At 66.0% G+C, this 25,307-nt stretch carries 22 protein-coding genes; 6 read left to right on the plus strand and 16 right to left on the minus strand.

The features are described 5' to 3' along the window. Window positions 1–176: 176 nt before the first annotated feature. The 3 genes from PD284_RS20410 to PD284_RS20420 all read right to left on the minus strand — a co-directional run bounded on the left by PD284_RS20410 (window position 177) and on the right by PD284_RS20420 (window position 3,841). Window positions 177–1,367: a glycine C-acetyltransferase gene (locus PD284_RS20410; protein WP_274629963.1), complete on the minus strand. Its 1,191-nt coding sequence runs from the start codon at window positions 1,365–1,367 to the stop codon at window positions 177–179. A gap of 89 nt (window positions 1,368–1,456) precedes the next feature. Next, on the minus strand, window positions 1,457–2,404 hold the full coding sequence (gene prmB, locus PD284_RS20415) for a 50S ribosomal protein L3 N(5)-glutamine methyltransferase (protein ID WP_274629964.1): 948 nt from the start codon (window positions 2,402–2,404) through the stop codon (window positions 1,457–1,459). 234 nt (window positions 2,405–2,638) lie between these two features. Further along, window positions 2,639–3,841: an acyl-CoA dehydrogenase gene (locus PD284_RS20420; protein WP_274629965.1), complete on the minus strand. Its 1,203-nt coding sequence runs from the start codon at window positions 3,839–3,841 to the stop codon at window positions 2,639–2,641. A gap of 239 nt (window positions 3,842–4,080) precedes the next feature. Here PD284_RS20420 and PD284_RS20425 point away from each other — a divergent pair, with 239 nt between their 5' ends. Continuing rightward, window positions 4,081–6,123: a putative bifunctional diguanylate cyclase/phosphodiesterase gene (locus tag PD284_RS20425; protein WP_274629966.1), complete on the plus strand. Its 2,043-nt coding sequence runs from the start codon at window positions 4,081–4,083 to the stop codon at window positions 6,121–6,123. A gap of 66 nt (window positions 6,124–6,189) precedes the next feature. On the opposite strand, the gene PD284_RS20430 is transcribed toward PD284_RS20425, so the two are convergent. Then, the gene (locus PD284_RS20430) at window positions 6,190–8,235 is read right to left on the minus strand and encodes an NADH:flavin oxidoreductase (protein WP_274629967.1); all 2,046 of its coding nucleotides are present in this window, start codon (window positions 8,233–8,235) and stop codon (window positions 6,190–6,192) included. Window positions 8,236–8,288: 53 nt separating this feature from the next. Here PD284_RS20430 and queF point away from each other — a divergent pair, with 53 nt between their 5' ends. Further along, a complete protein-coding gene (gene queF, locus PD284_RS20435) occupies window positions 8,289–8,750 on the plus strand; it encodes a preQ(1) synthase (protein ID WP_274629968.1) in 462 nt (153 codons plus the stop codon). Window positions 8,751–8,842: 92 nt separating this feature from the next. Here the strand turns inward: queF and PD284_RS20440 are convergent, their stop codons facing one another. Further along, entirely contained in the window at window positions 8,843–9,043 is a 201-nt protein-coding gene (locus tag PD284_RS20440) for a type II toxin-antitoxin system RelE/ParE family toxin (RefSeq protein WP_274629969.1), read from the minus strand. A 274-nt stretch (window positions 9,044–9,317) separates the two neighbouring features. Next, window positions 9,318–10,883, minus strand: a complete 1,566-nt coding sequence (locus tag PD284_RS20445; RefSeq protein WP_274629970.1) for a trimethylamine methyltransferase family protein — start codon at window positions 10,881–10,883, stop codon at window positions 9,318–9,320. A gap of 230 nt (window positions 10,884–11,113) precedes the next feature. Here PD284_RS20445 and PD284_RS20450 point away from each other — a divergent pair, with 230 nt between their 5' ends. After that, window positions 11,114–11,551, plus strand: a complete 438-nt coding sequence (locus PD284_RS20450) for a YqaA family protein (RefSeq protein ID WP_274629971.1) — start codon at window positions 11,114–11,116, stop codon at window positions 11,549–11,551. A 19-nt stretch (window positions 11,552–11,570) separates the two neighbouring features. Here the strand turns inward: PD284_RS20450 and PD284_RS20455 are convergent, their stop codons facing one another. After that, on the minus strand, window positions 11,571–12,554 hold the full coding sequence (locus tag PD284_RS20455; RefSeq protein WP_274629972.1) for an NAD(P)H-binding protein: 984 nt from the start codon (window positions 12,552–12,554) through the stop codon (window positions 11,571–11,573). A gap of 79 nt (window positions 12,555–12,633) precedes the next feature. On the opposite strand from PD284_RS20455, the gene PD284_RS20460 reads away from it, so the two are divergent. The 3 genes from PD284_RS20460 (at window position 12,634) to PD284_RS20470 (ending at window position 15,828) form a co-directional block, all read left to right on the plus strand. Continuing rightward, window positions 12,634–13,569 (plus strand): LysR family transcriptional regulator, encoded by a 936-nt coding sequence (locus PD284_RS20460; protein WP_338036672.1) that lies wholly within the window; start codon window positions 12,634–12,636, stop codon window positions 13,567–13,569. A 63-nt stretch (window positions 13,570–13,632) separates the two neighbouring features. Further along, entirely contained in the window at window positions 13,633–15,480 is a 1,848-nt protein-coding gene (mutL, locus tag PD284_RS20465; RefSeq protein ID WP_274629973.1) for a DNA mismatch repair endonuclease MutL, read from the plus strand. Between the two features lie 114 nt (window positions 15,481–15,594). Beyond that, entirely contained in the window at window positions 15,595–15,828 is a 234-nt protein-coding gene (locus tag PD284_RS20470; protein WP_274630716.1) for a DUF2093 domain-containing protein, read from the plus strand. Between the two features lie 5 nt (window positions 15,829–15,833). On the opposite strand, the gene lpxK is transcribed toward PD284_RS20470, so the two are convergent. From lpxK to PD284_RS20515, 9 genes are all read right to left on the minus strand, one after another. Next, window positions 15,834–16,850: a tetraacyldisaccharide 4'-kinase gene (lpxK, locus tag PD284_RS20475; protein WP_274629974.1), complete on the minus strand. Its 1,017-nt coding sequence runs from the start codon at window positions 16,848–16,850 to the stop codon at window positions 15,834–15,836. A gap of 13 nt (window positions 16,851–16,863) precedes the next feature. After that, window positions 16,864–18,177, minus strand: coding sequence for a lipid IV(A) 3-deoxy-D-manno-octulosonic acid transferase (gene waaA / locus PD284_RS20480; RefSeq protein ID WP_274629975.1), 1,314 nt, complete (start codon window positions 18,175–18,177; stop codon window positions 16,864–16,866). After that, the gene (locus PD284_RS20485) at window positions 18,174–18,926 is read right to left on the minus strand and encodes a lysophospholipid acyltransferase family protein (protein ID WP_274629976.1); all 753 of its coding nucleotides are present in this window, start codon (window positions 18,924–18,926) and stop codon (window positions 18,174–18,176) included. Before PD284_RS20485 ends, waaA begins: the two co-directional genes overlap by 4 nt. Before the next feature lie 15 nt (window positions 18,927–18,941). Further along, window positions 18,942–19,190: a DUF4170 domain-containing protein gene (locus tag PD284_RS20490; protein WP_274630717.1), complete on the minus strand. Its 249-nt coding sequence runs from the start codon at window positions 19,188–19,190 to the stop codon at window positions 18,942–18,944. A gap of 67 nt (window positions 19,191–19,257) precedes the next feature. Further along, on the minus strand, window positions 19,258–20,031 hold the full coding sequence (locus PD284_RS20495) for a 3'(2'),5'-bisphosphate nucleotidase CysQ (RefSeq protein ID WP_274629977.1): 774 nt from the start codon (window positions 20,029–20,031) through the stop codon (window positions 19,258–19,260). Between the two features lie 10 nt (window positions 20,032–20,041). Then, the gene (locus PD284_RS20500; RefSeq protein WP_274629978.1) at window positions 20,042–21,385 is read right to left on the minus strand and encodes a TldD/PmbA family protein; all 1,344 of its coding nucleotides are present in this window, start codon (window positions 21,383–21,385) and stop codon (window positions 20,042–20,044) included. A 135-nt stretch (window positions 21,386–21,520) separates the two neighbouring features. Further along, window positions 21,521–22,384: a patatin-like phospholipase family protein gene (locus tag PD284_RS20505; RefSeq protein ID WP_274629979.1), complete on the minus strand. Its 864-nt coding sequence runs from the start codon at window positions 22,382–22,384 to the stop codon at window positions 21,521–21,523. A gap of 81 nt (window positions 22,385–22,465) precedes the next feature. Beyond that, window positions 22,466–23,020, minus strand: a complete 555-nt coding sequence (gene rsmD / locus PD284_RS20510; RefSeq protein WP_274629980.1) for a 16S rRNA (guanine(966)-N(2))-methyltransferase RsmD — start codon at window positions 23,018–23,020, stop codon at window positions 22,466–22,468. Continuing rightward, window positions 23,020–25,251 carry a pseudouridine synthase gene (locus PD284_RS20515; protein WP_274629981.1) on the minus strand — a complete coding sequence of 744 codons (2,232 nt, stop codon included), beginning with the start codon at window positions 25,249–25,251 and terminating at the stop codon, window positions 23,020–23,022. The genes rsmD and PD284_RS20515 overlap by 1 nt, the downstream gene beginning before the upstream one ends. Between the last annotated feature and the right edge of the window lie 56 nt (window positions 25,252–25,307).

Below are 25,307 nucleotides of genomic sequence, written 5' to 3' on the forward strand. Positions count from 1 at the left end.
CCTGTCATGCAAAGGGCGATCAAAACGACTGAGATCTTGCGCATTTCGCATCTCCAATCCTCATGAGTGGAAACGAAATCCCGCCGTCTCATTTTACTGCTCCGGCATTCGGCGCACAATCTGAACAGGCGACCGGCAAGGCGCGCCGCGAATGCGCTTCCTCGCATCGTTGCAGATCAGGGAATGACGCGCAGCTCGCGCCCTACCTCGCCGAACGCCTCAACCGCGCGGTCGATGTCCGCGCTCGAGTGCGCGGCAGACATCTGGGTCCGGATCCTAGCCTGGCCCTTCGGCACCACCGGGAACGAGAAGCCGATGACGTAGATGCCGCGCTCCAGCATCTTCTCCGCCATCGCCTGCGCCAGCGTCGCGTCGCCCAGCATCACCGGGATGATCGGATGATCCGCGCCGGCGAGCGTGAAGCCGAGCTTCGACATGGAAGAGCGGAAGCGTGCCGCATTGCCGTAGAGCTTTTGGCGCAGTTCGTCGCCGTTTTCGATGATCTCGAAGACCTTCAAGGACGCCGCGGCGATCGCCGGCATCAGCGTATTGGAGAACAGATAGGGCCGCGAGCGCTGACGCAGCCAGTCCACGACTTGCCTCTTGCCGGAGGTGTAGCCGCCCGATGCGCCGCCCAGCGCCTTCCCCAGCGTGCCGGTGATGATGTCCACCCGGCCCTCGACGCCGCAATGTTCCGGCGAACCGCGCCCGTGCGTGCCGACGAAGCCCACAGCATGGCTGTCGTCGACCATGACCATGGCGCCATGTTTTTCCGCCAGGTCGCAGACGCCGCGGAGGTTGGCGATGATGCCGTCCATCGAAAACACGCCGTCGGTGGCGATCAGCTTGAAGCGGCTGCCTTCGGCCTTCTTGAGCTCCTCCTCCAGCGCCGCCATGTCGTTGTTGGCGTAACGGAAGCGCTTGGCCTTGGAGAGCCTGACCCCGTCTATGATGGAGGCGTGGTTCAGCGCATCCGAGATGATCGCGTCCTCCTCGCCGAGCAGCGTCTCGAACAGGCCCCCGTTCGCGTCGAAGCAGGACCCGTAGAGGATAGTGTCCTCCATACCGAGGAAGGCCGAAATCCTGGCCTCCAGCTGCTTGTGCTCCTCCTGCGTGCCGCAGATGAAGCGGACCGAAGCCATACCGTAGCCGTAGCGGTCGAGTGCGGTCTTGGCGGCCGCCCGCAGATCCTCGTTGTCGGCCAGGCCCAGATAGTTGTTGGCGCAGAAGTTGAGGACCTTCGCACCGCCTTCCACCTCGATCTCGGCGGATTGCATGGAGGTGATCACCCGCTCGGGCTTGTAGAGGCCGGCGGATCTGAGGCCGTCGAGTTCGGCGGCGATGTAGGTCAGGAATGCAGCGCTCATGGGTGGAATGTGGCGCACGCCGCGCCGAAATTCCAATGGAAAAGCGAACGCCCTCGGTGGGCGCGGGAGATCCCTGATCGAGGGGCCCGCTAACCCGGCAGTTGATCCCGCTCAAGCCAGAACACCTCGCTCTCGCTGCCTTCGGTGTCGAGCCAGAGGAACGGCGTGTCCGGATACTCGGCCTCGAGCAGTTCGCGGTCGGTGCCGATCTCGCACAGCAGCCCGCCGCCGGGATTGAGGTGCTCCCGCGCGTCGGCCAGGATGCGGCGCACGATGTCGAAACCGTCCTCGCCCGCGGCAAGCGCCATCGCGGGTTCGTGGCGGAACTCGTCGGGCAGGACCTCCATCACTTCGCGTCCGACATAGGGCGGGTTGGTGATGATCAAATCATAGGCGCGCCGGCCGATGGCTTCGAACAAGTCGCCGTTCATGAGGGTGACGCGATCCCCCAGCCCGTGGTCGGCGACGTTCTCGGCGGCGAGCGAGAGCGCGTCGGACGAGAGATCGGCCGCATCCACGTCGGCGTTCGGGAACGCATAGGCCGCCAGGATCGCCAGCGACCCGCCGCCGGTGCACAGGTCGAGCACCGACGTCACCTCATCCGGGTTCTCCACCAGGGACATCCCCTCTCCCGAACCGTCGAAGAGCGGCGAGCGCAGCAGTTCGGCGATGAAGGAGCGTGGCGCGAGCGCGCGCGCATCCGATCGGAACGGCACGCCGGCGAGATAGCTTCGGCCGGTGAGATAGGCCGCTGGCAGACGCTTCTCGATGCGCAGCGCGATGCGCTCGCCGAGCAGCGCCTTTTCCCGCGCCGTCAGTCGCGCGTCGGCGAATGCGTTGAAATCGTCGATGGGCAGGTGCAGCGTTTCCAGGATCAGGAACGCCGCCTCGTCGATCGGCGTCGAGGAACCGTGGCCGTAGTAGAGATCGGCCGCGGAGAAGCGGCTCACCGCGTAGCGGAGCAGGTCGCGCAGCGTGACGAGTTCGGAGACTTCCGCGCGGGGGTCGCCTGCCGCCCCGCCAGCTATTGTGTGCATAACTTTCGGTCCTTTGTCGGCCGTATCCGCGATCGAAAACCGCTCTGGCCACCTCCCTCGTTTCCCGACCAGATGCTCCACCGGCGTCGCGGGCCCGGAAGCGCCTGCAGGGTATCGGAAACGGCTGGAGAGCGGCACCCTTTCGGCGATGCCGCTCTCCATTCTACTCCGGGTTGGCCCTGGCGACCGGCTTGCGTCAGGCCCGCCAGCGCCAACTCCTCGATATGGTCGACGTCAGAAGAACGCCTGCAGCCCCGTCTGGGCGCGGCCGAGGATCAGCGCATGCACGTCATGCGCGCCCTCGTAGGTGTTGACGGTCTCCAGGTTCGCCGCATGGCGCATCACGTGGTAGCCGATCTGGATGCCGTTGCCGCCGTGCATGTCGCGAGCCATGCGCGCGATGTCGAGCGCCTTGCCACAATTGTTGCGCTTGACGATCGAGATCATTTCCGGGGCCATCTTGCCCTCGTCCATGAGGCGGCCGACGCGCAGGCTGGCCTGCAGCCCCAGCGCGATCTCAGTCTGCATATCGGCCAGCTTCTTCTGGTAGAGCTGCATGCCGGCCAGCGGCTTGCCGAACTGTTTTCTGTCGAGCCCGTACTGGCGGGCACGATGCCAGCAGTCCTCGGCGGCACCCAGGGCGCCCCAGGAAATGCCGTAGCGGGCGCGGTTGAGGCAGCCGAATGGCCCCTTCAGTCCCGAGACGTTCGGCAGCAGCGCATCCTCGCCGACCTCGACATTCTCCATCACCACCTCGCCGGTGATCGAGGCGCGCAGCGAGAGCTTGCCGCCGATCTTCGGCGCCGAGAGGCCCTTCATGCCCTTCTCGAGCACAAAACCCCGGATCTGGTTGTCATGGGCGGCCGACTTCGCCCACACGACGAAGACGTCGGCGATCGGCGCGTTGGAGATCCACATCTTCGATCCGGAGATGCGGTAGCCGTTCGCGGTCTTCTCGGCGCGCGTCTTCATGCCGCCCGGGTCGGAGCCGGCGTCGGGCTCGGTCAGGCCGAAGCAGCCGATCCACTCGCCAGACGCCAGCTTCGGCAGAAACTTCTTGCGCTGCTCCTCGGAGCCGTAGGCATGGATCGGGTACATCACCAGCGAAGACTGCACGCTCATCATCGAGCGGTAGCCGGAATCGACGCGCTCCACCTCGCGGGCGACGAGGCCGTAGGTCACGTAGTTCGCGCCAAGCCCGCCGTATTCTTCCGGGATAGTGATGCCGAGCAGCCCGGCCTCGCCCATCTCGCGGAAAATCGCCGGATCGGTCGTCTCTTCCATGTAGGCGTCTTCGATGCGCGGGGCGAGCTTGTCCGCCGCAAAGGCCGCAGCGCCGTCGCGGATCATGCGCTCGTCCTCGGAAAGCTGATCCTCCAGCAGGAATGGGTCGTTCCAGACGAAATTGGCCTTGGCCGGCTTGGTCGCTATGTTCATCTTACTCTCGATTGGGTGGGTCTTGCCGTGCATTCTACGTCGAGGAGCAGTTCTATAGAAGGCGTTTCCGTTGCGCCACTATGGCCAGTCGACCCAAATTGCAAGGATTTGGAAAGGCCGCGCTAACCGTGCTTCTTCAAACCGGCTCAGCTGACGTTGCGGAATCGATTTCATTGCCAATGAATTAACGATCGATCCTGTAGCCAAGCATTATCGGTATTTTTGCGTAGGGCGGGACCATGGCGCAGAATGCAGCGGATCTTCAGGGATCCGCGCGGCTCATCATCGTCATCAAGAGCGCCTACTGGATCGGCCTGCTGATCATCGCGGCCATGGCGATGACGTCCTTCGTCCTGCTCAGGCAGCTGATGTCTCAACAGGAAATCGATGCTTCGGTCTCGCAAATGAACGGCTCGCAGATGGCGCTGTCGCAGCGCATCATCGTGCTCGCCAATGCGATAGAGACCTCCCCGCGCAATCTGCGGCCGCAGCTTCTGGACGAATTGCACAAAACCACAGCCGAGTTTGCGCGCAACCACGAAACGCTCGCCGAGCGGGTAAGGTCTCACGCTTCCATGTCGGCCGAGAAAGGCGACAGGCTTGCCGCAGAGGTCCTCGATTCCAGACCCTACATGCTGGAACAGTTCACCCAACGGCTTGTCGCCGACACGCAGCGCTTCATCACCGCTCACGAAAACTCGCCCTACTCGGTGATTGCCCGCGACGGCGCGCTTGACCTCGCCGCAGCGAATGCGACGCTCGGCGGATACAAGGAACTTGGACGTCGCGTCGACATGCGCTCCAATGAGCGGCTTGCAGAAATGCTGTCGCTCCACAAGGCGCTCTATTATGGAACCGTCGGCGTCATCGTCTTTGTGGCGCTGTTCATCTTCAGGCCGATGTCCAACGCGATCCTGCGCCGGACCTACGAGCTCGTCGATGCACGCAACTCGATGGCCTTCATCGCAATCCATGACGGCCTGACCGGCCTCTACAACAGGGCCTTCCTGAAGGATCACTTCGATACCCTGATCAAGGGAGCGCAGCGCCGGCGAGAGCGGCTCGCGGTGATCCAGTTCGATCTCGATCGCTTCAAGCAGATCAACGACACGCTCGGCCATGCCGCGGGAGACTATGTGCTGGTCGCGACGGCGCAGCGCATGCTGGGCTCCTGCCGCGCGTCGGACGTCTGCGTGCGCCTCGGCGGCGATGAATTCGTCATGATCCTCAATGCCGCCGGCACGACCGAGGACATCAATGCCCTGGCCAACCGCATCCTCTCCAGAATCAACGAGCCCATCAACTACCAGAGCGTGACGATCATGCCAGGCGCCAGCGCCGGCATCGCAGTCTATCCGGTTGACGCGGATAACGGGACTGATCTGCTGGTTCATGCCGATCTCGCCCTTTATGCCGCCAAGAAGATGGGCGGTGGAGCCGCTTCCTTCTTCTCCGAGGAACTGCGGCGCGAGCTGGACCACCGCAAGAAGATGGAGGCGGATCTCAAGGCGGCGATCGCGAGCGAGGCGTTCGAACCCTACTTCCAGCCGCAGATCTCGCTTTCCAGCAACCGCATCACGGGTGTCGAGGCGCTTGTGCGATGGAGACACGCCGAGCGCGGCATGATTCCGCCCGCCGATTTCCTGCCCGTGGCCGAAAAAACGGGGCTGATGTGCGACATCGGCCGCATCCTAATGCGCAAGGCCATCCGGAAAGCCGCCGAGTGGCATCGGGCCGGCATCGATTTCGGCAGGCTCGCCATCAATGTCTCGGGGACCGAACTGCGCGAGAACGATTTCGATACCTTCCTTTTCGATACGCTCCAGAAGGAGGGCCTGCATCCCAGCAAACTGTCGCTGGAGATCGTCGAATCGGTCATCCTCGACGACGAAAAGACAGGCATCGCCGCCAAGCTGCGCCACATGCGGTCAGCCGGGGTGTATCTCGAGCTCGACGACTTCGGAACGGGCTACGCATCGCTCAGCCACGTCAATCCGAATGAGATCGATCGCCTCAAGATCGACCGGCGCTTCGTCCAGAACATCAACGCCAATGGCGACAACACAAAGATCGTGCGCGCCATTACCGAGCTGGCGCGCGGCCTTGGTATCTCAATCATCGCCGAAGGCGCGGAAACCGAGGCCGAACTCGAGCTCCTCGAATCCATCGGTTGCGATCAGGTGCAAGGCTATTCGATCGCCTTCCCGATGCCGGGCCAGGAGGCGCAGGAGTGGCTGCAGCAATACGGTCGCAAGAAGCCGGTACTCACTGTGGTGGCATAGCAACTGCGGGCGCCGGCTGGATCGATCCGACCGAAGGCGCACCGGCACCCGGGCTATGCTACCAACTCAGAACCGGATCGCGTATCTGATGCCGTCATAGATCGCGGCGTGGATGTTGCGCGAGGCGACCGCATCGCCGATGCGCAGCAGCGTAAACGCGCCATCCGGATTGCGCACGGGAAACGGGTTCCCGTCGCCGACCAGCGCCTCGTAATCGATCTCGCCCAGGTTCATCGAGCGCGGCTTCAGCTCGAAATAGAGCTCTTCGAGAGGCGCGGTCCCATGCTCGACCACCACCTGGTCGACCTGCCGCTCCTCGTTCCATCCTGCCGCGAAATCCGAGCCGAGCGTCGCCACCAGCCCGTTGCCGTCGCGCCGCACCGATCTCAGCCGGGTGTTGATGGTGATGCGCGCGCCCTTCTCGTGGAAGGCCTGCATATAAGGCACGTGGTTCATGCCGCCCATCTCGGGCGCGAAGAAGCGCTCGGGCGAGACGAGTTCGAGGGACGAGCCCGCATCGGCGATCAATTCGGCCGCGCCCATGCCCTGATGGCCGCCATTGTCGTCGTAGAGCAGCACCTGCTCTGCGGGCTTCACGCTCCCCGAAAGGATGTCCCAGCTCGACGTGACGAGATCGTCTCCGGAGTTCAGCGGCGGGTTCTGCGGCAGGCCGCCTGTGGCGACAATCACCACGTCCGGTGAGAGCGCGACGACGTCTTGCGCCTCGGCCCAGACGTCGTACCTGACTTCGACGCCCAAGCGCTCCAGTTCGGTAAGCCGCCAGTCGACGATGCCTATGAGTTCCCGGCGTCGCGGGTTCTGCGCGGCGAGCCGCACTTGCCCGCCTGCCTGGCTCGCGGCCTCCAGCACTGTGACCGAATGGCCGCGCTCCGCCGCCACCCGCGCTGCCTCCAGTCCCGCCGGTCCTGCGCCCACCACGACGACGTTTCTCAGCGGTCCATCTGAACGTGCGATGACATGGGGGATCGTCGCCTCGCGCCCGGTCGCCGCGTTGTGGATGCAGAGCGCCTCGCCGCCCTCGTAGATGCGGTCGAGGCAGTAGGTGGCGCCGACGCAGGGGCGGATACGGTGCTCCTCGCCGGCCATCACTTTGGCGACGATGTAGGGGTCGGCGATGTGCGGCCGGGTCAGTCCGACCATGTCGAGCTTGCCAGAGGCGATGGCGTGCCGCGCGGTGGCGACGTCCGAAATTCCCGCGGCATGGAAGACCGGAAACTTCGTTGCCGCCCTCACCTCCCCGGCGAAATCGAGATGCGGAGCCGACCGCATGCCGGTGATCGGGATGACGTTGGTCAGCGCGGCATCGGTCTCGATGGAGCCGCGGATGATGTTCAGGAAATCGACTTTTCCCGACGCGGCCAGCCGCCGCGCGATCTCGATGCCTTCCTCCCTGGAAAGGCCCTTCTCGGAAACCTCGTCCGCCACCATGCGAATGCCCACGACGAAGTCACCCCCGACTGCCGCGCGCACCGCTTCGAGGACCCGCCACGTGAATCGCAGCCGGTTGTCGAGCACCCCGCCATATTCGTCTTCGCGATGGTTGGTGGCGGGCGACCAGAAGCCGTCCATCAGGTGCCCATAGGCTTCGAACTCGATGCCGTCGAGGCCCGCAGCCTGCATGCGCTGCGCCGCCGCCGCATAATCCGCGACGATGCGTTCGATGTCCCAGTCCTCGGCGGTTTTCGGAAATGACCGGTGCGCAGGCTCGCGCACCGGCGAAGGCGCCAGCACCGGCAGCCAGTCGGCCTTGTTCCAGCCGGTCCTGCGGCCGAGATGGGTGAGCTGGATCATCACCTTGCAGTCGTGCTCGTGGCAGGCGTCGGCCAGTTCGCGGAGCCAGGGCACGATCTCGTCACGGTAGGCGTGCAGATTGCCGAAGGCCGCGGGGCTGTCGCGCGAGACGATCGCGGAGCCGGCCGTCATCGTCAGCGCCATGCCGCCCTTCGCCTTTTCCGCGTGGTAGAGGCGGTAGCGCTCCTTGGGCATTCCGTCCTCTGAATAGGCCGGCTCGTGCGCCGTCGACATGACGCGGTTCTTCAGCGTCAGGTGCCTGAGCTGGAACGGCTGGAGAAGAGGGTCGGTGCTCGCCATCTTTTTCCCGCATTGTCGACGCTTGTCCCAGGCAGTTGACCGGAGTTCCAGCCATGACCGAGACGACCAACCTGACCCAACTCGGACGCAGTGTCGAGACGCCACCGGACCCGGAACATGCGGTCTTGGAAACCGTCCCGCTGGCGCGTGGCGACGGCCCGCCCGCCATCGTACGCTTCACCTGTCCGGAATTCACCTCGCTATGCCCGGTGACCGGCCAGCCCGATTTCGCGCATATCGTCATCGACTACGCGCCGGACGGCACGCTGGTGGAATCAAAGTCCCTAAAACTGTTCCTGACCTCGTTCCGCAACCACGGCGCCTTCCACGAGGAATGCACGGTGATGATCGGCCGGCGCATCGTGGCGGCGACGAAGCCGTTCTGGCTGCGCATCGCCGGCTACTGGTACCCGCGCGGCGGCATCCCGATCGACGTGTTTTGGCAGACCGGCGCGCCACCGGAAGCCGTCTGGCTGCCGGACACCGGCGTCCAGCCCTATCGCGGGCGGGGATGACGAGCCTTCGACGGCATGGATCTCGGGTTGCGGGCGCCATGGCGGACGGCAACAATCTCGGTCAAGGACGGCGACGTCCTGTAGCAGATCAGTTACGGATAGGGATGCGCATTGGCCAGTCGCATCGCCTTGCGGCTGGTGCGACGTCCCGTCTCGGGAAAGCCTTCTATCCTGCGAAACACCTCGTCAAACCTCTCGGCGACCGACGCGGCGCCTTCGGGCGATTTCGACCTCAGCCCGACGAGTATGGCTTCGATGTCCGAGATGGCAGACGGCGCGAGCCGAAACTTCATTTGCGATACTTCGCAAGCACGGCCTGCAGATCGTCCATTGTCGCGTATTTGTCTTCGTCCAGCTCCGCCAGACCACGGTCAATCGCCGCATTCTCCTCATCGGACAGCACGTACACCTCATCCTCCGTGCCATGGACGATCTCCAGGATGGTCCGCGCGAGTTCGTCCTGCTCCTCGGCGACAGATGCCTTGCTGCCTCGACGGCCATTTCAAGAAGCTTGGTCATGGGCCGATCCTAGCATTTCGCCCCGCAGACACATAGCGCGGCGCTCAATCAGTACCACGCGTCCGCCGCCGCCGCCTTGCGGCGGGCCATGAAGTCCTGGAGCGCCTCGTCGATGGCTTCGTCGAGCGGCGGCGCCTCGTACTCAGCCAGCGTCGTCTTCCAGCGCCTGTTGGCACGCGCCGCCGCATCGGACGAACCAGCCGCCTCCCATTTCTCGAAAGGCTCGTTGTCGGCGATTTCGCTGTCCCAGAAGGCGGTCTCGTAGTTCTGCATGGTGTGGGCGCAGCCGAAGAAATGGCTCCCCGGGCCGACTTCGCGGAAGGCGTCGAGCGCCAGTTGGTTGTCGTCGATCCTGACCCCGTCGAGGTAGGTGTGCAGCGCGCCGCAGAAATCGGCATCCATCACGAATTTCTCGTAGGACATCGACAGCAGCCCATCGAGGAAGCCGGCCGAATGCAGGATGAAGTTGGCGCCGCAATGCACGGCCGCCAGCATCGACATGGTGCCCTCGTTCATCGCATGCGCATCGGGCAGTTTCGACGTGGTGAAGTTGCCGGAACACCTGAGCGGCAGGTTGAGCCTGCGCGCGAGCTGGCCGATCACCATGGAACCGATCGCCGGTTCCGGAGTGCCGAAGGTCGGCGAGCCGGAGCGCAGCGACATCGAGGACAAGAAATTGCCGAAGACCACCGGCGCGCCGGGTCGCTCCAGCTGGGTCAGCGCGCAGCCTGCCATGGTTTCGGCCAGGGACTGGGCGATGGCTCCGGCATTGGTGACCGGACCCATGGCGCCGCCGAGGATGAAGGGCACCACCACCGCGGCCTGGTTGGCGCGGGCATAGGCGCGCAACGACAGCGTCATGGTGCCGTCCCAGACCAGCGGCGAGTTGACGTTGACGTTGCCGAGGATCACGCAGTTCCGGTCGACAAACGCATCGCCGAAGACAATCCGCGCCATGTCGATGGAATCTTCGGCGCGGCTTTCGGCCGTCACCGAGCCCATGAAGGCGCGGTCCGAATAGCGAATATGGCTGTAGACCATGTCGAGGTGGCGCTTGTTCACCGGCACGTCCACCGGCTCGCATATGGTCCCGCCCGAATGATGCAGCCAAGGCGATGACTGCGCCAGCTTCACGAAGTTGCGGAAATCCTCGATCGTGCCGTAGCGGCGGCCCTTGTCCAGATCCATCACGAAGGGCGAGCCGTAGGCCGGCGAGAACACGACGGACTTGCCGCCAATCTCGACCGACCGCGCCGGATTGCGGGCATGCTGGGTAAAGCTTGCCGGCGCGGTCTTGAGGACTTCGCGCAGCATGCCCGGCTCGAATTTCACCAGCACGCCGTCCACCTTGGCTCCGGCCCGCTTCCAGTGGTCGAGCGCTGCCGGGTCGTCGCGGAACTCGATGCCGATCTCGGCAAGGATGCGGTCGGCCGTCTCCTCGATCCGGAGGAGATTATCCTCAGACAGGATGTCGTAGGTCGGGATGTTGCGCACAATGTAGGGCCGGCCATGTCCCTTACTTCCATGCGAACGCATTTCGCGGCGCGCGTTCCGCCCGCCGCGCTCGCGCCGTCGTGGCGGCAACTCAGGGGACGTTTCGGCAGCGTTCGACATTCTTCCTCCCATCTTGACAGGAAGCCTACCCGCCTCGGCCTTCCGTGCAAGCTCCCTCATCCTTCGCATCGTTTCCAGTTGGCGCAAGACCTGTTCCGCTCGCTCCCGCCGGCGAGCGTGCTGCCAAAATCCGGGTAATGAACGGAACCGCAGGAAAAGTGCGGGACTGGCGGCCGGAGGACGCCTGAGCCGGCTTGCTGGACGCCGGAGCGCAGTGCACAGACTGCTTCATGACTACAATCGCCGTCTATGCGGGCCTCTTCGCCACGGCTTTCGTCGCCGCAACCATCCTGCCCGTCCAATCGGAAGCAATGCTGGTCGCCCTCCTGCTTACCGAAAGCTACTCGATCGCCGGCCTGCTCGCGGTCGCGAGCGCGGGCAACGTGCTCGGCGCTGCGGTCAACTGGCTGCTCGGGCGCGGCGTCGAACGGTTCCGCGACAGACGCTGGTTTCCGGTGAAGCCTGCCCAGCTCGACCGGGCGGCGGGCTGGTATCACCGCTACGGCCGCTGGACGCTGCTGCTCAGCTGGGCGCCTGTCATAGGCGATGCGCTCACCGTGGCAGCCGGCGTCATGCGCGAGCCGTTCTGGAGCTTCCTTCTCATCGTCACGGTCGCCAAGGTTGGGCGCTATCTGGTGCTGGCTGCGGCCACGCAGGGACTCCTCTGAGCAGCCGTCCGCACTGGCGTCACACCGTGAGGCAGCCCAGCCCGGCCAGGGTTCGTCGCATCGCGGTGTCCCAGTCGGTATGCGGCTCCTCGCCGAGGAAGCCGACCAGCTTGCGGTTGGTCATGCGCAGCGGGATCCGCCAGAGATAGCGCACCTCGAGCAGTTCCCGGAACAAGGCAACGACGGGCGAAGCGAGCGTCACCAGCCACCACGGGAAACGGCGCACCGGAATGTCCGGGTTTCCGGCGGCATTGCGGATCGCCGCGATGATGCGCGTGCCATCCGGGTCCCAGTGACCCTCCATGTGGAAGACCTCGAACGGCGAAAGCTCCTCCTCCCGGTCGAGAAGCCTTGCAACCGTCTCGCCCACGTCGGGCAGGTAGGCCCATTGGTGGCCGACGCCCTCGTCGCCGGGATAGCTGATCGAGTGTACCGGCCGCCCGGGCTTCACGAGCCCCTGCGAGAACCAGTTATTGGCTGCGTTCGGCCCGAAGAAGTCGCCGCAGCGGACGACGAGGCTCGGCGTCCCTGCCGTCGCGGCGTCGCGCAGCCGGCTCTCCATTTCGGCGCGGATCGCGCCCTTTCTGGTGGTCGGGTTCTGTGGCACGCATTCGAGCGGCCTGTCGAACACGTCGGGGCCGAAATTGTAGATCGTCCCGGGCAGCACGATACGTGCGCCGCACGCACTCGCTGCCGCGATGGTGTTGTCGATCATCGGCAGCACCAGCCTGTCCCAGTCGCGATAGCCGGGCGGGTTGACCGCGTGCACGATCACGGACGCGTCGGCCGCGGCCGACACCACGCTTTCGCGGTCCATCGCATCTCCCTTGACCCAGTCCGGCGTGACTGCAGCGCTCCAGCGCCTGTCTGCCAGGGCCGGGTCGCGCACGAGTGCCGTCACGTGCCATCCGCGGGCGAGCAGTGCCGCCGCGATCTCACCGCCGACGCCGCCATTCGCACCGAGAACCAATGCCGTCCTTTCACCAGTCGTCATCTTCGTCATCTTCGCCTCCGTCATTGCCCGACGAGGATGCGACGCGCGGGGCTGGAATGGAATTGCCAAACCCATGCAGGCGGCTAGTATGAAATATATGAGCCTGTCGACGTCGGACTGGGAAAATCAGCGCGCCTTCCTCGCAGTCCTGCGCAGCGGCAGCCTCTCGGCAGCAGCCCGCGAGCTCGGCGTCGCTCAGCCCACCGTCCGCCGCCGGCTGGAGGCGCTGGAACGCTCCCTCGGCGCGGCACTGTTCACCCGCTCCCCTGCCGGCCTGACCCCGACCGAGACGGCGCGTTCGCTCGGACCCCACGCGGAAGCCATGGCGGCGGCAGCGGCAGCCTTCGGCCGCGCGTCGGTGGCCGAGGCGGCCGAAGTCGGTGGTGCGGTACGCGTGACCGCAAGCGAGGTCGTCGGCGCTGAAGTCCTGCCGCAGAAGCTCTCTTCGCTGCGTGAGCGCCACCCGGCGCTACGCTTCGAGATCCAGCTCAGCAACCTGACGCAGGATCTGTTGCGACAGGAAGCCGACATCGCGGTCCGCATGGTGCGGCCCACCCAGGCGGCCCTGGTCATGAAGCACGTCGGCGCCGTCAAGCTCGGCTTCTTTGCGACGCAGGCCTTCCTCGAAACCCATGGCGCCCCGCAGTCGCTCGCCGATCTCCCTCAGTTTGCGGTGATAGGCCCCGATCGCTCGCCGGGAGATCTCCGGCTTCTCGCCCAGGTGTTCGGACCCTCCGCGGCGAAGCAGCTCGCCTACCGCACCGACAGCCACCTGGCGCAGCTTGCCGCCATCCGTGCCGGCGTCGGAATCGGCGTCTGCCAGGTGCCGCTCGCCCGGCGTCACCCGAAATTGGTGCGGCTGCTGGAGCACGAGTTCGACCACAGGCTCGACACCTGGGTCGTCATGCACGAGGACCTCGCCCGCGTCCCGCGCATCCGCGCGACCTTCGACCACCTCGTCCGCAGCCTGGGCGAATACTGCTCAGAGCGTCCGTCTGTCCTCGAAGCGAGCAAAAGGCCGTGAAGGCGAGAGCCGCACGTCGGGACAACCTTTCATAGCGGGATCGAATCCGGATATGATCTCCGCATGCCCATCCATCAACTCTCAGAAACGATGATCAACCAGATCGCCGCCGGCGAGGTCATCGAGCGGCCGGCGAGCGTGGTGAAAGAACTGGTCGAGAACGCGCTCGATGCCGGCGCGTCGCGGGTCGAGGTAGTCACCGCAGGCGGCGGCCTCAACCTGATCCGCGTTTCAGACGACGGAGCCGGCATTCCCCAGCCGGAGCTGCAGCTGGCGGTGGCGCGTCACTGCACGTCGAAGCTCAACCACGACATCCACGACATCCGCTCGCTCGGCTTCCGCGGCGAGGCCCTGCCCTCCATCGGTTCGGTCTCGAAACTGACGATACGCTCGCGCACGGACCAGTCCGATTCCGCCGCGGAGATCCTGGTGGATGGCGGCCGGGTTTCGTCGACGCGTCCGGCCGCCGCCAATCGTGGCACCATGGTGGAGGTGCGCGACCTGTTCTTCGCCACCCCTGCCCGGCTGAAGTTCATGAAGGGCGAGCGCGCGGAAAGCTCCGCCATCTCTGACGTGGTCAAGCGCATCGCCATCGCCTTCCCGGCCGTCCGCTTCTCGCTGTCGGGAAGCGACCGCACCCTGTTCGACCTCCAGGCCACGGCGGATCACGCGGAAGGAAGCCTTGCCCGCGTCGCGCAGGTGATGGGTTCCGAGTTTCCGGATAATGCCATCGCCATAGATGCCGGCCGTGAGCGCGTAACCCTGAGCGGCCACGTATCGATTCCAAGCTACACCCGCGCCAACGCGCTGCAGCAATACGCCTATGTCAACGGCCGGCCGGTGCGCGACAAGCTGATCGCCAGCGCCATCCGCGGCGCCTATGCCGACGTGCTGCCGCGCGACCGGCATGCCGTCACCGTGCTGTTCCTGACGCTTGATCCTGCGGACGTCGACGTCAACGTGCATCCGGCAAAGGCCGACGTGCGGTTTCGCGATCCCGGGCTCGTGCGCGGTCTCATCGTCGGCGCCATCCGCGAGGCGCTGGCCAATGCCGGCATCAGGCCGGCCTCGACCGGCGCCGCCGGCATGCTGGGCGCCTTCCGCACCGGCGGACCGGCATGGCCGCATGGTCCAGCCTCCGCTGGTCCGCGCACATCAGGCTATGGCCATCGTCCTGCGACGTCGCCTGCCGCCTTTGAGGCATGGCACGCCGCGCAGCGGCCATTCGAGCCAGGTTTCGCCGAACCCCGGCAGGCCGACTTCGATGCCGGTGCGGTCGAAAGCGCCGACACACGCGCCGGCTTCTCCGAGACCCCCGTCGATTTCGACCGGCTGGCGCTGGGCGCGGCCCGCGCGCAGGTGCACGGCAACTACATCGTCTCCCAGACCCAGGAATCTCTGATCATCGTCGACCAGCACGCCGCCCACGAACGGCTGGTCTACGAGGCGCTCAAGCAGGCGCTGGAAAGTCGCGACGTGCCGGCGCAGATGCTGCTCCTGCCCGAGATCGTTGACCTGCCCGAAGACGATGCCGAGCGGCTGGCGCTACACGCCGAGACGTTCCGCCGTTTCGGGCTGGGGCTGGAGCGCTTCGGCCCGGGCGCGGTCATCGTGCGCGAGACGCCGTCCATGCTGGGCGAGACCGATGTCGCGCAACTGGTCCGCGACCTTGCCGACGAGTTGGCCGACACCGACACGGCGGAAGCGCTGAAGGCCCGCCTCGACCGCGTCGCATCGACCATGGCCTGCCACGGATCGGTCCGCTCGGGACGGTTGATGAAGCCGGAGGAGATGAACGCGCTGCTGCGTCAGATGGAAGCGACGCCGGGCTCCGCCACCTGCAACCACGGCCGCCCGACCTATATCGAGCTCAAGCTCTCCGACATCGAGCGTCTCTTCGGAAGGCGGTGAGCTTCAGTTCCTGTTGTCGGATTGAAGACTGCCGTGGCGACGACGCCCAAGAATTCACCAGGCGCTTGACCTTGCCGCCCAATTGTGGCCGAAGACTTCGGCTCAGAGAGTGCCATGATGAACCGTTTTGAAGGCCCCGGCGCGCGCGAAGCGCGCATCCGCTATCTGGATGGCGACTTTCAGGTCACCAGCCCCGGCGCATTCGTGCGCTGTGCGGTCACCGGCGAATCCATCCCGCTCGACGAACTGAAGTACTGGAGCGTCGCGCGGCAGGAGCCGTACGTGAACGCGACCGTTTCGTTCAATCGCGAACTGCAGCTGAATCCGGACCTGCGCAAGCGCGCCTGACGGGCTCAGCCCTTCGATTTGCGCTGACGCGCCGCGGTCACCGCGGCCTCGATAACCCGCTTCGGCGTGTCCTCGACATCGAAGACCGCCTCGATCTCCAGCACATCCACGGGCACAGGTTGCATTGCGCCCAGCCTCTCGGCGCCGATGCGGACGGCGTCCTTCGCCGTGGTGACGATGCGCAGCCCTTCCTTCTCAGCAACCCGGGCAAGCACGCGCAATTCGTCGTCGCCATAAACATGATGATCGGCGAAAGAGCGCGTCAGCACCACCTCGCCGCCGGCGGCCGCCACCGTGTCGAAGAATTTTTCGGGATGTCCAATCCCTGCAAACGCGAGATAGCGGCGTCCGACAAGATTGCCGACCGGGCGAACTCCGGCGCGAAACACCGGCCTTCCGGCACGTGCGGCGGCGCGAATCGTCTCATCAGCCGCGTCGCCCTGCCCCATCACCAACAGGGCAGTTGCGAAGCGCATTTGATCGACCAGGTCGGCCCGCAGCGGTCCCGCCGGGAAAATGCGGCCGTTGCCGAGCCCATAGCGCGCGTCGATGACCAGGAGCGCATAGTCCATGTGCAGGTGCGCGCTCTGGAACCCATCGTCCATGATCAGGAAATCGCAGCCGCGCCCGGCGAGAAGCCTGGCGCCCGAAACACGATCCGCCGTCACCGCGACCGGCGCGGCGCGGGCCAGCAGCAGCGGTTCGTCGCCGACGAGCCTGGCGCTGTCGCGACGCGGATCGACAATGTGCGGCTTGGAAAAGCTGCCGCCATGTCCCCGCGAGAGGATGCCCGGCGACAAGCCAAGCCGCTTCGCTGTTTCAGCGAAGACGATCGCCGTCGGCGTCTTGCCGCTGCCGCCCACGGTGAAGTTGCCGATGCAGAGTACCGGAAGGTCGACCGGCTGGCGCTTGGCGCCACGCATGCGCCGCCCGGCCACGAAGCCATACAGCGCAGCGACCGGCGACAGCGCCGCGGCCCGCCAGTCGGGCTTCGTCCACCAGGAAGGCGTCGCGCTCGCCAAACCCGACCCCGGCCTACCGTCCGCCAGCCCCGAGCCGCGCCTGGACGGTCAGCGGCCGGATGAACGGATCCAGCGCCTTCAGCGTCCGCTGCAGCGCCCCGCGCATGTCCTGGACGGTCTGCGCGCCCGCCGCGATCATCTCGTGGCGCGCCACCTCGTTGTTGAGCAGGAAATTGACCGCCCCGGCCAGCATGTCGCGGTCGCGGACGAACTTCGCGCCGCCGCTTTCGATCAGCCGCTGGTAGGAATCGCGAAAGTTCTGCACGTTGCGGCCGGCAAGCACCGCCGTGTCCAGCATGGCAGGCTCGAGCGGGTTCTGGCCGCCCTCCGAGGTGAGCGAGCGTCCAACGAACGCAATCTCAGTCAGCCGCAGGTAAAGTCCCATCTCCCCGATGGTATCCCCGAGCAGGATATCCGTGTCTGGGGTGATCGCGTTGCCCGCGCTGCGTCTGGCCACGTTCAGGCCCAGGGCCTGGAATTGTGTCGCCAAAGCTTCGGCGCGGTCCGGATGCCTGGGCACTATGATGGTCAAAAGTCCGGCATGGCGGCCGCGGAGCATCGTATGGACCTCGGCGGCAACGGATTCCTCGCCGTCATGGGTGGATACGGCCGCCCAGGTCTTGCGGCGGCCGATCTCACGCCTCAGTTGCATCAAGGCCTGCTCGTCGACCGGCGGTGGCGGCGTGTCGACCTTGAGATTTCCCGAGACCGTGACGGGCCGGGCGCCCAGCGACCGGAAGCGCTCGCCGTCCGTCTCCGACTGGGCGACGACATGCGCAAGGTTTTCAAACAGTGCTTCCGCGATGTGGTGACGCTTCTGCCAGGATGCATAGGATCGGTCGGACAAGCGGCCATTGACCAGGACCTGCGGCACCCGCCGCGCGCCAAGCTCCAAGATCGTCATCGGCCAGATCTCGGATTCTGCGATGATGGCGAGGTCGGGCTGCCAGAAGTCGAGGAAGCGGCGCACCGCAGGCTTCAAGTCGAGCGGCACATACTGATGGATGACACGCTCGCCGAGCCGCTTCTCCACGAGGCCTGCCGAGGTCACGGTCCCCGTCGTCAGCACGACGTTGACGCCACAGGAGACGATGCTCTCGACGAGAGGGATCACGGCCAGGGTCTCGCCGACGCTGGCCGCATGAAACCAGACCAGCGGTCCGGCGGGACGGGCGCGGCTGGGATAACCGTAGCGCTCGCTACGACGCTTCGGGTCTTCCTTGCCCCTGCTGGCGCGCCAGGCGACGTAGCCGCCGATCAGTGGATAGGCCGCCGCGCCGGCGAGGCTGTAGATCCCGAGCATTCGGCGCGCCCAGCGTTCGCTCATGCGACACCGTCAACGATTTTCCGCGCGCGATCCGTTACCACGTTCATAGCGTCGGTCAGGGCAAGGCGACTGGCCTCCATCGCCGCATCGTCGGCATCGCGGGGCACCTGGATCGGCTCGCCGAAACAGATGGCACTGCGGCCGAACGGCAGATTGACCGTCGTCTTGTCCCAGGTCTTCTCCAAAACCTTGCGCCGGCTCGTGTTGAAGGCGACGGGCACGATCGGGCGACCCGACAGCTTGGCCAGTGTGATGATGCCCATGCCTGCGTCACGCGGCGTGCCGCTCGGAATGTCCGCGACAGTGCCCACCGACATGCCGGCGTCCAGCGCCTTCTTCAGGGCGATCAGGCCGCGTATGCCGCCCTTCTCGACCGCCTTCTCGCGCTCGCGTCCACCGGAGCCGCGGAACACCTTCAGTCCCAGCTTTTCCGTGCACAGGGCGTTGATCTCCGCATCCGCGCTACGCGAGATCATCGTCGCCATCGGATTTCCGCGCGGATGATAGACCGGGATAAAAATATGCTGACCGTGCCAAAGGCCAAAGATCGCATTCCTGTGGCGCATGAAGCCCTGCGTGGGGTCGTCCGATCCCTTCGCCATCGGGTTCGTCAGGCGCACCAGGCGAATATAGTTCGCAGCCAGCGAGGCTACGAAGTTCTTGAAGAACTTCGAATCCTGGATCGGCTTCCTTATGGAGCGCCAAAGCGACGGCTTGCGGCCGCCGCGCTCAACGGGCGCAATGGTCATGCGATCGTCCAAGATTCAGCCCTTGCCGCTCTTTTCATCGGGATCGAGCAGACGGTGGAGGTGCACGACGAAGTAGCGCATGTGCGCGTTGTCGACCGTCTGCTGCGCCTTTTGCTTCCATGCAGCCGCGGCCTGGGCATAGTTCGGATAGACGCCCACGATGTCCAGCGCGCTCAAGTCGCGGAATTCGGTTCCGTCCACCGACTTCAGCTCGCCGCCGAACACAAGATGTAGAAGTTGTTTCTGAGGGTCTTCTTCAGCCATAATCGCCCCGATTTGCTTTTCAGACCACGCGTCCCGCGTGGCGGTTTGGAACTCGGCTCGCCATTCGTCAAGACTCGAATTCGACAATCGCTCCGGCAATCTCGTCCAGAAGCGACCCGCTCCCGGCGACGAGCGCACCGTGCGTGACTTGGCGGCCCGCATACCGCGGCGGTTTGCCAGCCTCATTGAGGATGCGCCCGCCGGCCTCGCGCAGAATCACGTCGGCCGCGGCCAGATCCCAATCATGGGAATTTGGCTTCACGAAGGTGGCGTCGAGTTCGCCCTTCGCCACCATCGCCAGCCGATATGCGAGAGAGGGTATATAGGGCACATCCGGCAGCTTCGCACGCAATCCGTGCGGCAGCGCATCGATGATCGACTTCGGCCCACCAATGACCGGAATTTGCGCAGGCGTGCGCACCTTGATAGGCCGCCCGTCGAGCCAGGAGCCCCGTCCTTTCGCCGCTACGAACACGTTGTTCTTGGCGGGGCAGTCCAACACGCCGCACAAGGAGACGCCGTCCTCAACGACCGCAACGCTGATGCACCATGTCGAACGCCCGTTCAGGAAGGCGCGCGTGCCGTCGATCGGATCGACGACGAAAGTGCGCCGGGCCGAAAGCCGCGCCTCCCCGTCGACGGTTTCCTCCGAGAGCCAGCCATAGCCCGGCCGCGCGGCCAGGAGGGTTTCCCGCAGATAGCTATCGACGGCATAATCGGCCTCGCTCACCGGCGAGCGGCCGCCCTTCATCCAGACCTCAGGATCCCGCTTGAAGTAGCGCAGCGCGATCTGGCCGGCTTCCCGAGCCGCCTCCTCGAGCAAGCGGAGATCGCCGCCCATATCGGCCTGCTCAGCGCCCTGCAAGCGTCATCCCCTCGACGAGTAGCGTCGGCGCCGCGGTCCCGAAATTGCGGTCGAGATCGTCCGCCGGGACGAGGTTCAGGAACATGTCCTTCAGGTTCGAAGCGATCGTCACCTCCGAGACGGGATAGGCGAGTTCGCCGTCCTCGATCCAGAAGCCGGATGCGCCCCGGCTGTACTCGCCCGTGACCATGTTGACGCCCTGCCCGAAGACTTCAGTAACATAGAAGCCAGATCTCAAGGTTCTGATCATGTCCTCGGGAGACGTGGAGCCAGGCTCGATCGCCAGGTTCGTGGATGACGGCGTGACCGACGAAGCGGCCCGCACGCCGCGGCCGTTGGTTTCGAGCCCCAGCTCGCGCGCCGCGGACGTGGACAGGAACCAGTGGTTCAGCACGCCGTTCGTCACCATCTCCAGCTTGCGGCCTTCAACGCCTTCGCCGTCGAAGGGACGCGAAGCCTGTCCGCGAACCCTGAGCGGCTCGTCCGTGACTGTGATCGCGTCGGCAGCGACCTTCTTGCCCATCATGTCGCGCAAGAAGCTGGTCTTGCGGGCGACCGCAGCGCCATTGATGGCTCCGGCAAGATGGCCGGCTATGCCTCGGGCCACGCGCGGATCGAAGATGACGGTCACCGGACCCGTGGCAGCCTTCCGCGGGTTGAGCCGCTTCACCGCCCGCTCGCCTGCCTTGCGGCCGATGGTGTCCGGCGAATCCAGATCGGCGAAATGCTGGCGCGAGGAAAAATCGTAGTCCCGCTCCATGCCGGTGCCCTCGCCGGCGATCACGCTGACGGAGCGGGAGAAGCGGGAGGCCACATATTGCCCGAGGAAGCCATGGGAAGTGGCCAGCACCAGCCCACCCAGTCCGGCGCTTGCGCTGCTGCCGCTGGAGTTGGTCACGCCCGGAACGGCGAGCGCGGCCTCTTCCGCGGCGAGCGCATCCTCCCTCAGCCGGTCGGCCGAGACGGTCGTTGCGTCGAAAAGGTCCAGGTTCTTCGGCGACTTCACCAGCAGCGACGGATCGGCCAGTCCTTGAAAGGGATCTTCGGGCGCGACCCGCGCCATGGCGACGGCCCGCTCGGCAAGGGCTCCGGCATCGGACGCGGCCGTCGCCGAGACGCTTGCGACGCGCTTCCCGACGAAGACACGCAGCGAGACGTCATCGCTTTCCGACGATTCGGCATTCTCCACCTTGCCCAGCCGGACGGAAACGCCCGACGAGCGGCCGCGCACCGCCACCGCATCGGCGGCGTCCGCGCCGGCCTTCTTCGCGGCTTCGACCAGCGCTGCGACACGGTCGATCAGCCGGGCAGAATCAAGTGAGTCCGTCATGAAATGGTCCCGCACCGTGGAACTTGTGCGTGTTCCGAAACGGACACGCTGCCGTTGATCTATTGTTTCGCCCCCCGATGCGCAATGGAAAGCGACATCCCGCCGCCGTACCACGTGCGCGGGCCCGGATTTCGCTCAGCCCGCGGCGCACGCGGCAACCGCCTTCTCGATCTCCCGTTTCAGCTCATCCCGGATGGCGCGGGTCTCGTGCAGGACGGTTTCCACTTTCAGGAAATCAAGCGCGCGAAATGCCGAGACCGGGGGTCGCAACAGAATTTGCGGCGCGCTCTGGCGCAGCTTGGTGTCGTTGATGGACTGCATCATGAGTTGCGTTGCCCCGAACATCAGGTCGATGGATGTCGGTCGGCGCTGTCCCTCGGTCGGCGCTCCGACCACGTCGATGGCGATGGTGATGTCGGCTATGCCCTCCACCAGGTCGAAGGGGACGGGATTGTAGATGCCTCCGTCGATATAGAGCCGACCGTCCCGCGTTACCGGCTGAAACACGGCGGGTATGGCGGCAGATGCGGCGAGCGCGCTGCGCAGGTCGCCGCTGTCGAAGACCGCAAGGCAGTGGCCGTAGTAGTCGGTGCCCGTGACGCGAAGCGGAATGCCCAGCTCTCCGAAGGTTTCGGGGATCTCGTCGGGCAGGAAGGCGCCCAGGATGCGCTCGATGTTGAACTGGCCGACGCGGATGCCGCGCTCGAACATTTCCGTCAGGCTGCCGGGCCGCGCACGCCAGATCCGGCTCGCCAGTTCGGCGCGCCGTCCCAGGATTGCCCGGGCATAGGCATGGATTTCGGCGCCGCGCATGCCTGCCGCCATGCCAGCGCCCATGATCGCCCCGATCGACGAGCCGGCGATCATCACCGGGTGTATGCCCAGCTCGTCCAACGTCTCGATGACATGGATGTGGGCGAGGCCGCGCGCGCCCCCGCCGCCAAAGGCGACGGCGAAGGTCGGTCCGGATGGACGGTGCATCGCAGCGGTGTGGTTCATGTATTCGCCCTGTCTCGACGCCGTGAACATAGGAAGTGTCGCGGCCACAGGACAGGGCCGAATGTGGGCAATGTGCGGAACTCAGGCGAGCCGCAGGAACCTGACGATGGTATCGCCATAGTTGCGTTCATCTTCCAGGCGGAATCCCGCGACCGCGTCGAACACGGCCGAGGCAGCCTCCTCGACGACACAAAGCGCCGCCGGCCGCAGCCATCCGCCCTCTTTCGCCGCTTTCAGCGCCCGCTCGCCCATTCCCTTGCCATACGGCGGGTCGGCGAAGACGAGGTCGAAGGGCAGGATGGTGCCGGCGTCGCCGAGGCGCGTGGCGTCGCGGCGGAAGATCTTGGTGCGGCCCTGCAGCCCGAACGCCTCGATGTTGTCGCGGATCAGTCCCCTACCCTCCGCCGATTCTTCGATGAACAGGCAGTGGGCGGCGCCGCGCGACATCGCCTCGATGCCGAGCGCGCCGGTGCCAGCGAACAGGTCGAGCACGCGGGCTCCTTCCGGCGCTCCGTCGAAGCGGTGCGCCAGCACGTTGAACACGGCTTCGCGCGTGCGATCGCTGGTCGGCCGGATGTGATCGCCGCGAGGCGTCGCCAAAGCGCGGCCGCGCAGTTCGCCCCCTACGATCCGCATCAGGGCTTGCGCGGCCTTGGGCCACTGCGGCCCGGTCCGCCGGAACGCGGCGCCGGCTTGTCCTTGGCCTTCGGCTTGGAACCTTCGCGCTCCGGACGCGCGCCGGGAGCCATCCAGACATTGGCCTTGCGCTGGCCGGGTCGCTCAGGCTGAGCTTCGCGATCGTCGCGCTTGCCGCGTGCTCCTGGCCCGCCCGAGCGGAATGCGGGCTTGTCGCCGCGTCCGCCGAAGCCGCCCCGTTCCGGCCGCGTAGACAACTTCCCCAGCGCATCCTCGCGGGCATCCTCCCGCCGGCGCTTGCGGCCCTTGATCAAACCGCCCTCGCCGATCTCGACCGGCCGCGATTCCCTGCGGGGCCGTTCAGCATGGTCTTCGCGCGAGCGGTCGTCGCGCGGACGGCGCTCCTGGTCGGCCTTGTTGGAGAACGGCTTGCTGATGGGTGCATCGAAATTCGCGCCCGATTCCTCGATCAGCCGCTCGCCGAGCTGGTCGCGCAGCGTCCGGCCCTTGAGCTCCTGCACCTCGCCCTCGGGCAATTCACCAAGCTGGAACGGCCCGAAGGACACGCGGATCAGGCGCGTCACCTCGAGGCCGAGCGCGCCAAGCACGTTCTTCACTTCACGGTTCTTGCCTTCGCGAAAACCGATGTTCAGCCACGCATTGGTGCCCTGAACGCGCTCCAGCGAAGCTTCGATCGCGCCGTAGAACACGCCGTCCACGGCGATACCATCCTTGAGGCCGGCCAAAGCCTTCTCGTCCACCTCGCCATGAACGCGCACCCGATAGCGGCGCAGCCAGCCGGTCGCAGGCAGCTCGAGCACGCGCGCCAGCCCGCCATCGTTGGTCAACAGCAGCAGGCCTTCGGTGTTGATATCCAGGCGGCCGATCGTCATCAGCCGCGGCAAGCCCTCGGGCAACACGTCGAAGACGGTCTTGCGGCCTTCCGGGTCGCGGTTGGTCGTCACCACCCCAGCCGGCTTGTGGAACAGGAAGACCCGCGTCCGCTCGATAGGCGGAATCTCGGTGCCGTCGAGCTCGATGCGGTCGTCGGGCCCGACATTGACGGCGGGCGAACTCAGGACCTTCCCGTTCACCCTGACGCGGCCGGCCGAAACCAGGTCTTCCGCCTCGCGGCGCGAGGCGATGCCGGCGCGGGCCAGGCGCTTGGCGATGCGCTCGCCGGCCTCTTCGACGGCCTCGGGCCCGCGTGCACGCGGGCGGTCGGAGCTGCGCTTCGGCGCGTCATGAGACTTCGTGCCGTAAGAGCGCGGCTTGCCACCCTCGCTGTGCCCGGCCTCGGCGTGACGCTTCATGCCGAACGAACGCGGCCTGTCGCCACCGGCTTCGCGCGCGTCTCCGCGCTCGAAACGGCCCGGGCGCTGATTGCCGTGCTCGCCGTCCTGTTTCCACTCGGGACGCGGCTTGCGGAACGGGCGGTCGCCCCCGCGCTCACCTTCGGAGCCAGCTCCCTCGGTCCGCGCCGGGCGGTCCGCGCCAAAATCGCGGCGCTCACGGAACGGCCTTCCGCCATCGGCGTGATCGGGACGCGGCCCTTTCCGGAATGGCGGCCGGTCGCCCGATGCCGACCGGGCTGGACGATCGCCTTCGCCACGATCCGGTCTCGGGCCTTTCTGGAACGGGCGATCCGAGCCAGCGGCCCGCGGACGGTCAGCCGAAAACTCACGCTTCTCGCGGAAAGGCCGCCTGCCCTCGAACGGCGCACGCTCGCCGCCTTCGCCGCGATCCGGCCTCGGGCCTTTCTGGAACGGGCGATCCGAGCCAGCGCCGCGCGGACGGTCGCCCGAAAACTCGCGCTTCTCGCGGAACGGCCGCTTGCCCTCGAATGGCGCGCGCTCGCCGCCTTCGCTGCGATCCGGCCTCGGGCCTTTCTGGAACGGGCGATCCGAGCCAGCGCCGCGCGGACGGTCGCCCGAAAACTCGCGCTTCTCACGGAACGGCCGCTTGCCCTCGAATGGCGCACGCTCGCCGTCGCCACTGCGCGCCGGTCGTGGACCTTTGTGGAACGACGGCCTGTCGCCCTGCTCGCCGCCGGCCGCATGGTCGCGCGCGAAGGGCCGCCTGCCGCCGGCGCCCTCGCTCTTCCCTTTGTAGGGAGCTCGCGACGGCTTCGTGCCGAATGGCTTGCCGCCGGGTTTTCCGTCACGCCGGCCTGCCGGTCCGCTGTGCGGCCCCTTGCCCTTGCCGGTCTTATTCTTCTTTTCGTCGTCCATGTGGCCTTTGCCTTTTCTGGCGGCTAGATAACAGGCGCGCCCTGCGCTTGCGAGAA

It is taken from the genome of Mesorhizobium shangrilense (genome assembly GCF_028826155.1).
GTDB classification, from domain to species: Bacteria; Pseudomonadota; Alphaproteobacteria; order Rhizobiales; family Rhizobiaceae; genus Arvimicrobium; species Arvimicrobium flavum.

Excerpts from the sequence above, each read along its gene's own strand:
- prmB (WP_274629964.1), bottom strand. The coding sequence starts at position 2,404 with ATGCACACAATAGCTGGCGGGGCGGCAGGCGACCCCCGCGCGGAAGTC.
- rsmD (WP_274629980.1), bottom strand. The coding sequence starts at position 23,020 with ATGCGGATCGTAGGGGGCGAACTGCGCGGCCGCGCTTTGGCGACGCCT.
- PD284_RS20440 (WP_274629969.1), bottom strand. The coding sequence starts at position 9,043 with ATGAAGTTTCGGCTCGCGCCGTCTGCCATCTCGGACATCGAAGCCATA.
- PD284_RS20495 (WP_274629977.1), bottom strand. The coding sequence starts at position 20,031 with ATGGGCGGCGATCTCCGCTTGCTCGAGGAGGCGGCTCGGGAAGCCGGC.
- PD284_RS20425 (WP_274629966.1), top strand. The coding sequence starts at position 4,081 with ATGGCGCAGAATGCAGCGGATCTTCAGGGATCCGCGCGGCTCATCATC.
- PD284_RS20450 (WP_274629971.1), top strand. The coding sequence starts at position 11,114 with ATGACTACAATCGCCGTCTATGCGGGCCTCTTCGCCACGGCTTTCGTC.
- PD284_RS20445 (WP_274629970.1), bottom strand. The coding sequence starts at position 10,883 with ATGTCGAACGCTGCCGAAACGTCCCCTGAGTTGCCGCCACGACGGCGC.
- PD284_RS20500 (WP_274629978.1), bottom strand. The coding sequence starts at position 21,385 with ATGACGGACTCACTTGATTCTGCCCGGCTGATCGACCGTGTCGCAGCG.
- PD284_RS20410 (WP_274629963.1), bottom strand. The coding sequence starts at position 1,367 with ATGAGCGCTGCATTCCTGACCTACATCGCCGCCGAACTCGACGGCCTC.
- PD284_RS20460 (WP_338036672.1), top strand. The coding sequence starts at position 12,634 with ATGAAATATATGAGCCTGTCGACGTCGGACTGGGAAAATCAGCGCGCC.
- PD284_RS20515 (WP_274629981.1), bottom strand. The coding sequence starts at position 25,251 with ATGGACGACGAAAAGAAGAATAAGACCGGCAAGGGCAAGGGGCCGCAC.
- PD284_RS20430 (WP_274629967.1), bottom strand. The coding sequence starts at position 8,235 with ATGGCGAGCACCGACCCTCTTCTCCAGCCGTTCCAGCTCAGGCACCTG.
- PD284_RS20490 (WP_274630717.1), bottom strand. The coding sequence starts at position 19,190 with ATGGCTGAAGAAGACCCTCAGAAACAACTTCTACATCTTGTGTTCGGC.
- mutL (WP_274629973.1), top strand. The coding sequence starts at position 13,633 with ATGCCCATCCATCAACTCTCAGAAACGATGATCAACCAGATCGCCGCC.
- PD284_RS20505 (WP_274629979.1), bottom strand. The coding sequence starts at position 22,384 with ATGAACCACACCGCTGCGATGCACCGTCCATCCGGACCGACCTTCGCC.
- PD284_RS20455 (WP_274629972.1), bottom strand. The coding sequence starts at position 12,554 with ATGACGAAGATGACGACTGGTGAAAGGACGGCATTGGTTCTCGGTGCG.
- PD284_RS20420 (WP_274629965.1), bottom strand. The coding sequence starts at position 3,841 with ATGAACATAGCGACCAAGCCGGCCAAGGCCAATTTCGTCTGGAACGAC.
- PD284_RS20485 (WP_274629976.1), bottom strand. The coding sequence starts at position 18,926 with ATGACCATTGCGCCCGTTGAGCGCGGCGGCCGCAAGCCGTCGCTTTGG.
- PD284_RS20470 (WP_274630716.1), top strand. The coding sequence starts at position 15,595 with ATGATGAACCGTTTTGAAGGCCCCGGCGCGCGCGAAGCGCGCATCCGC.
- waaA (WP_274629975.1), bottom strand. The coding sequence starts at position 18,177 with ATGAGCGAACGCTGGGCGCGCCGAATGCTCGGGATCTACAGCCTCGCC.
- queF (WP_274629968.1), top strand. The coding sequence starts at position 8,289 with ATGACCGAGACGACCAACCTGACCCAACTCGGACGCAGTGTCGAGACG.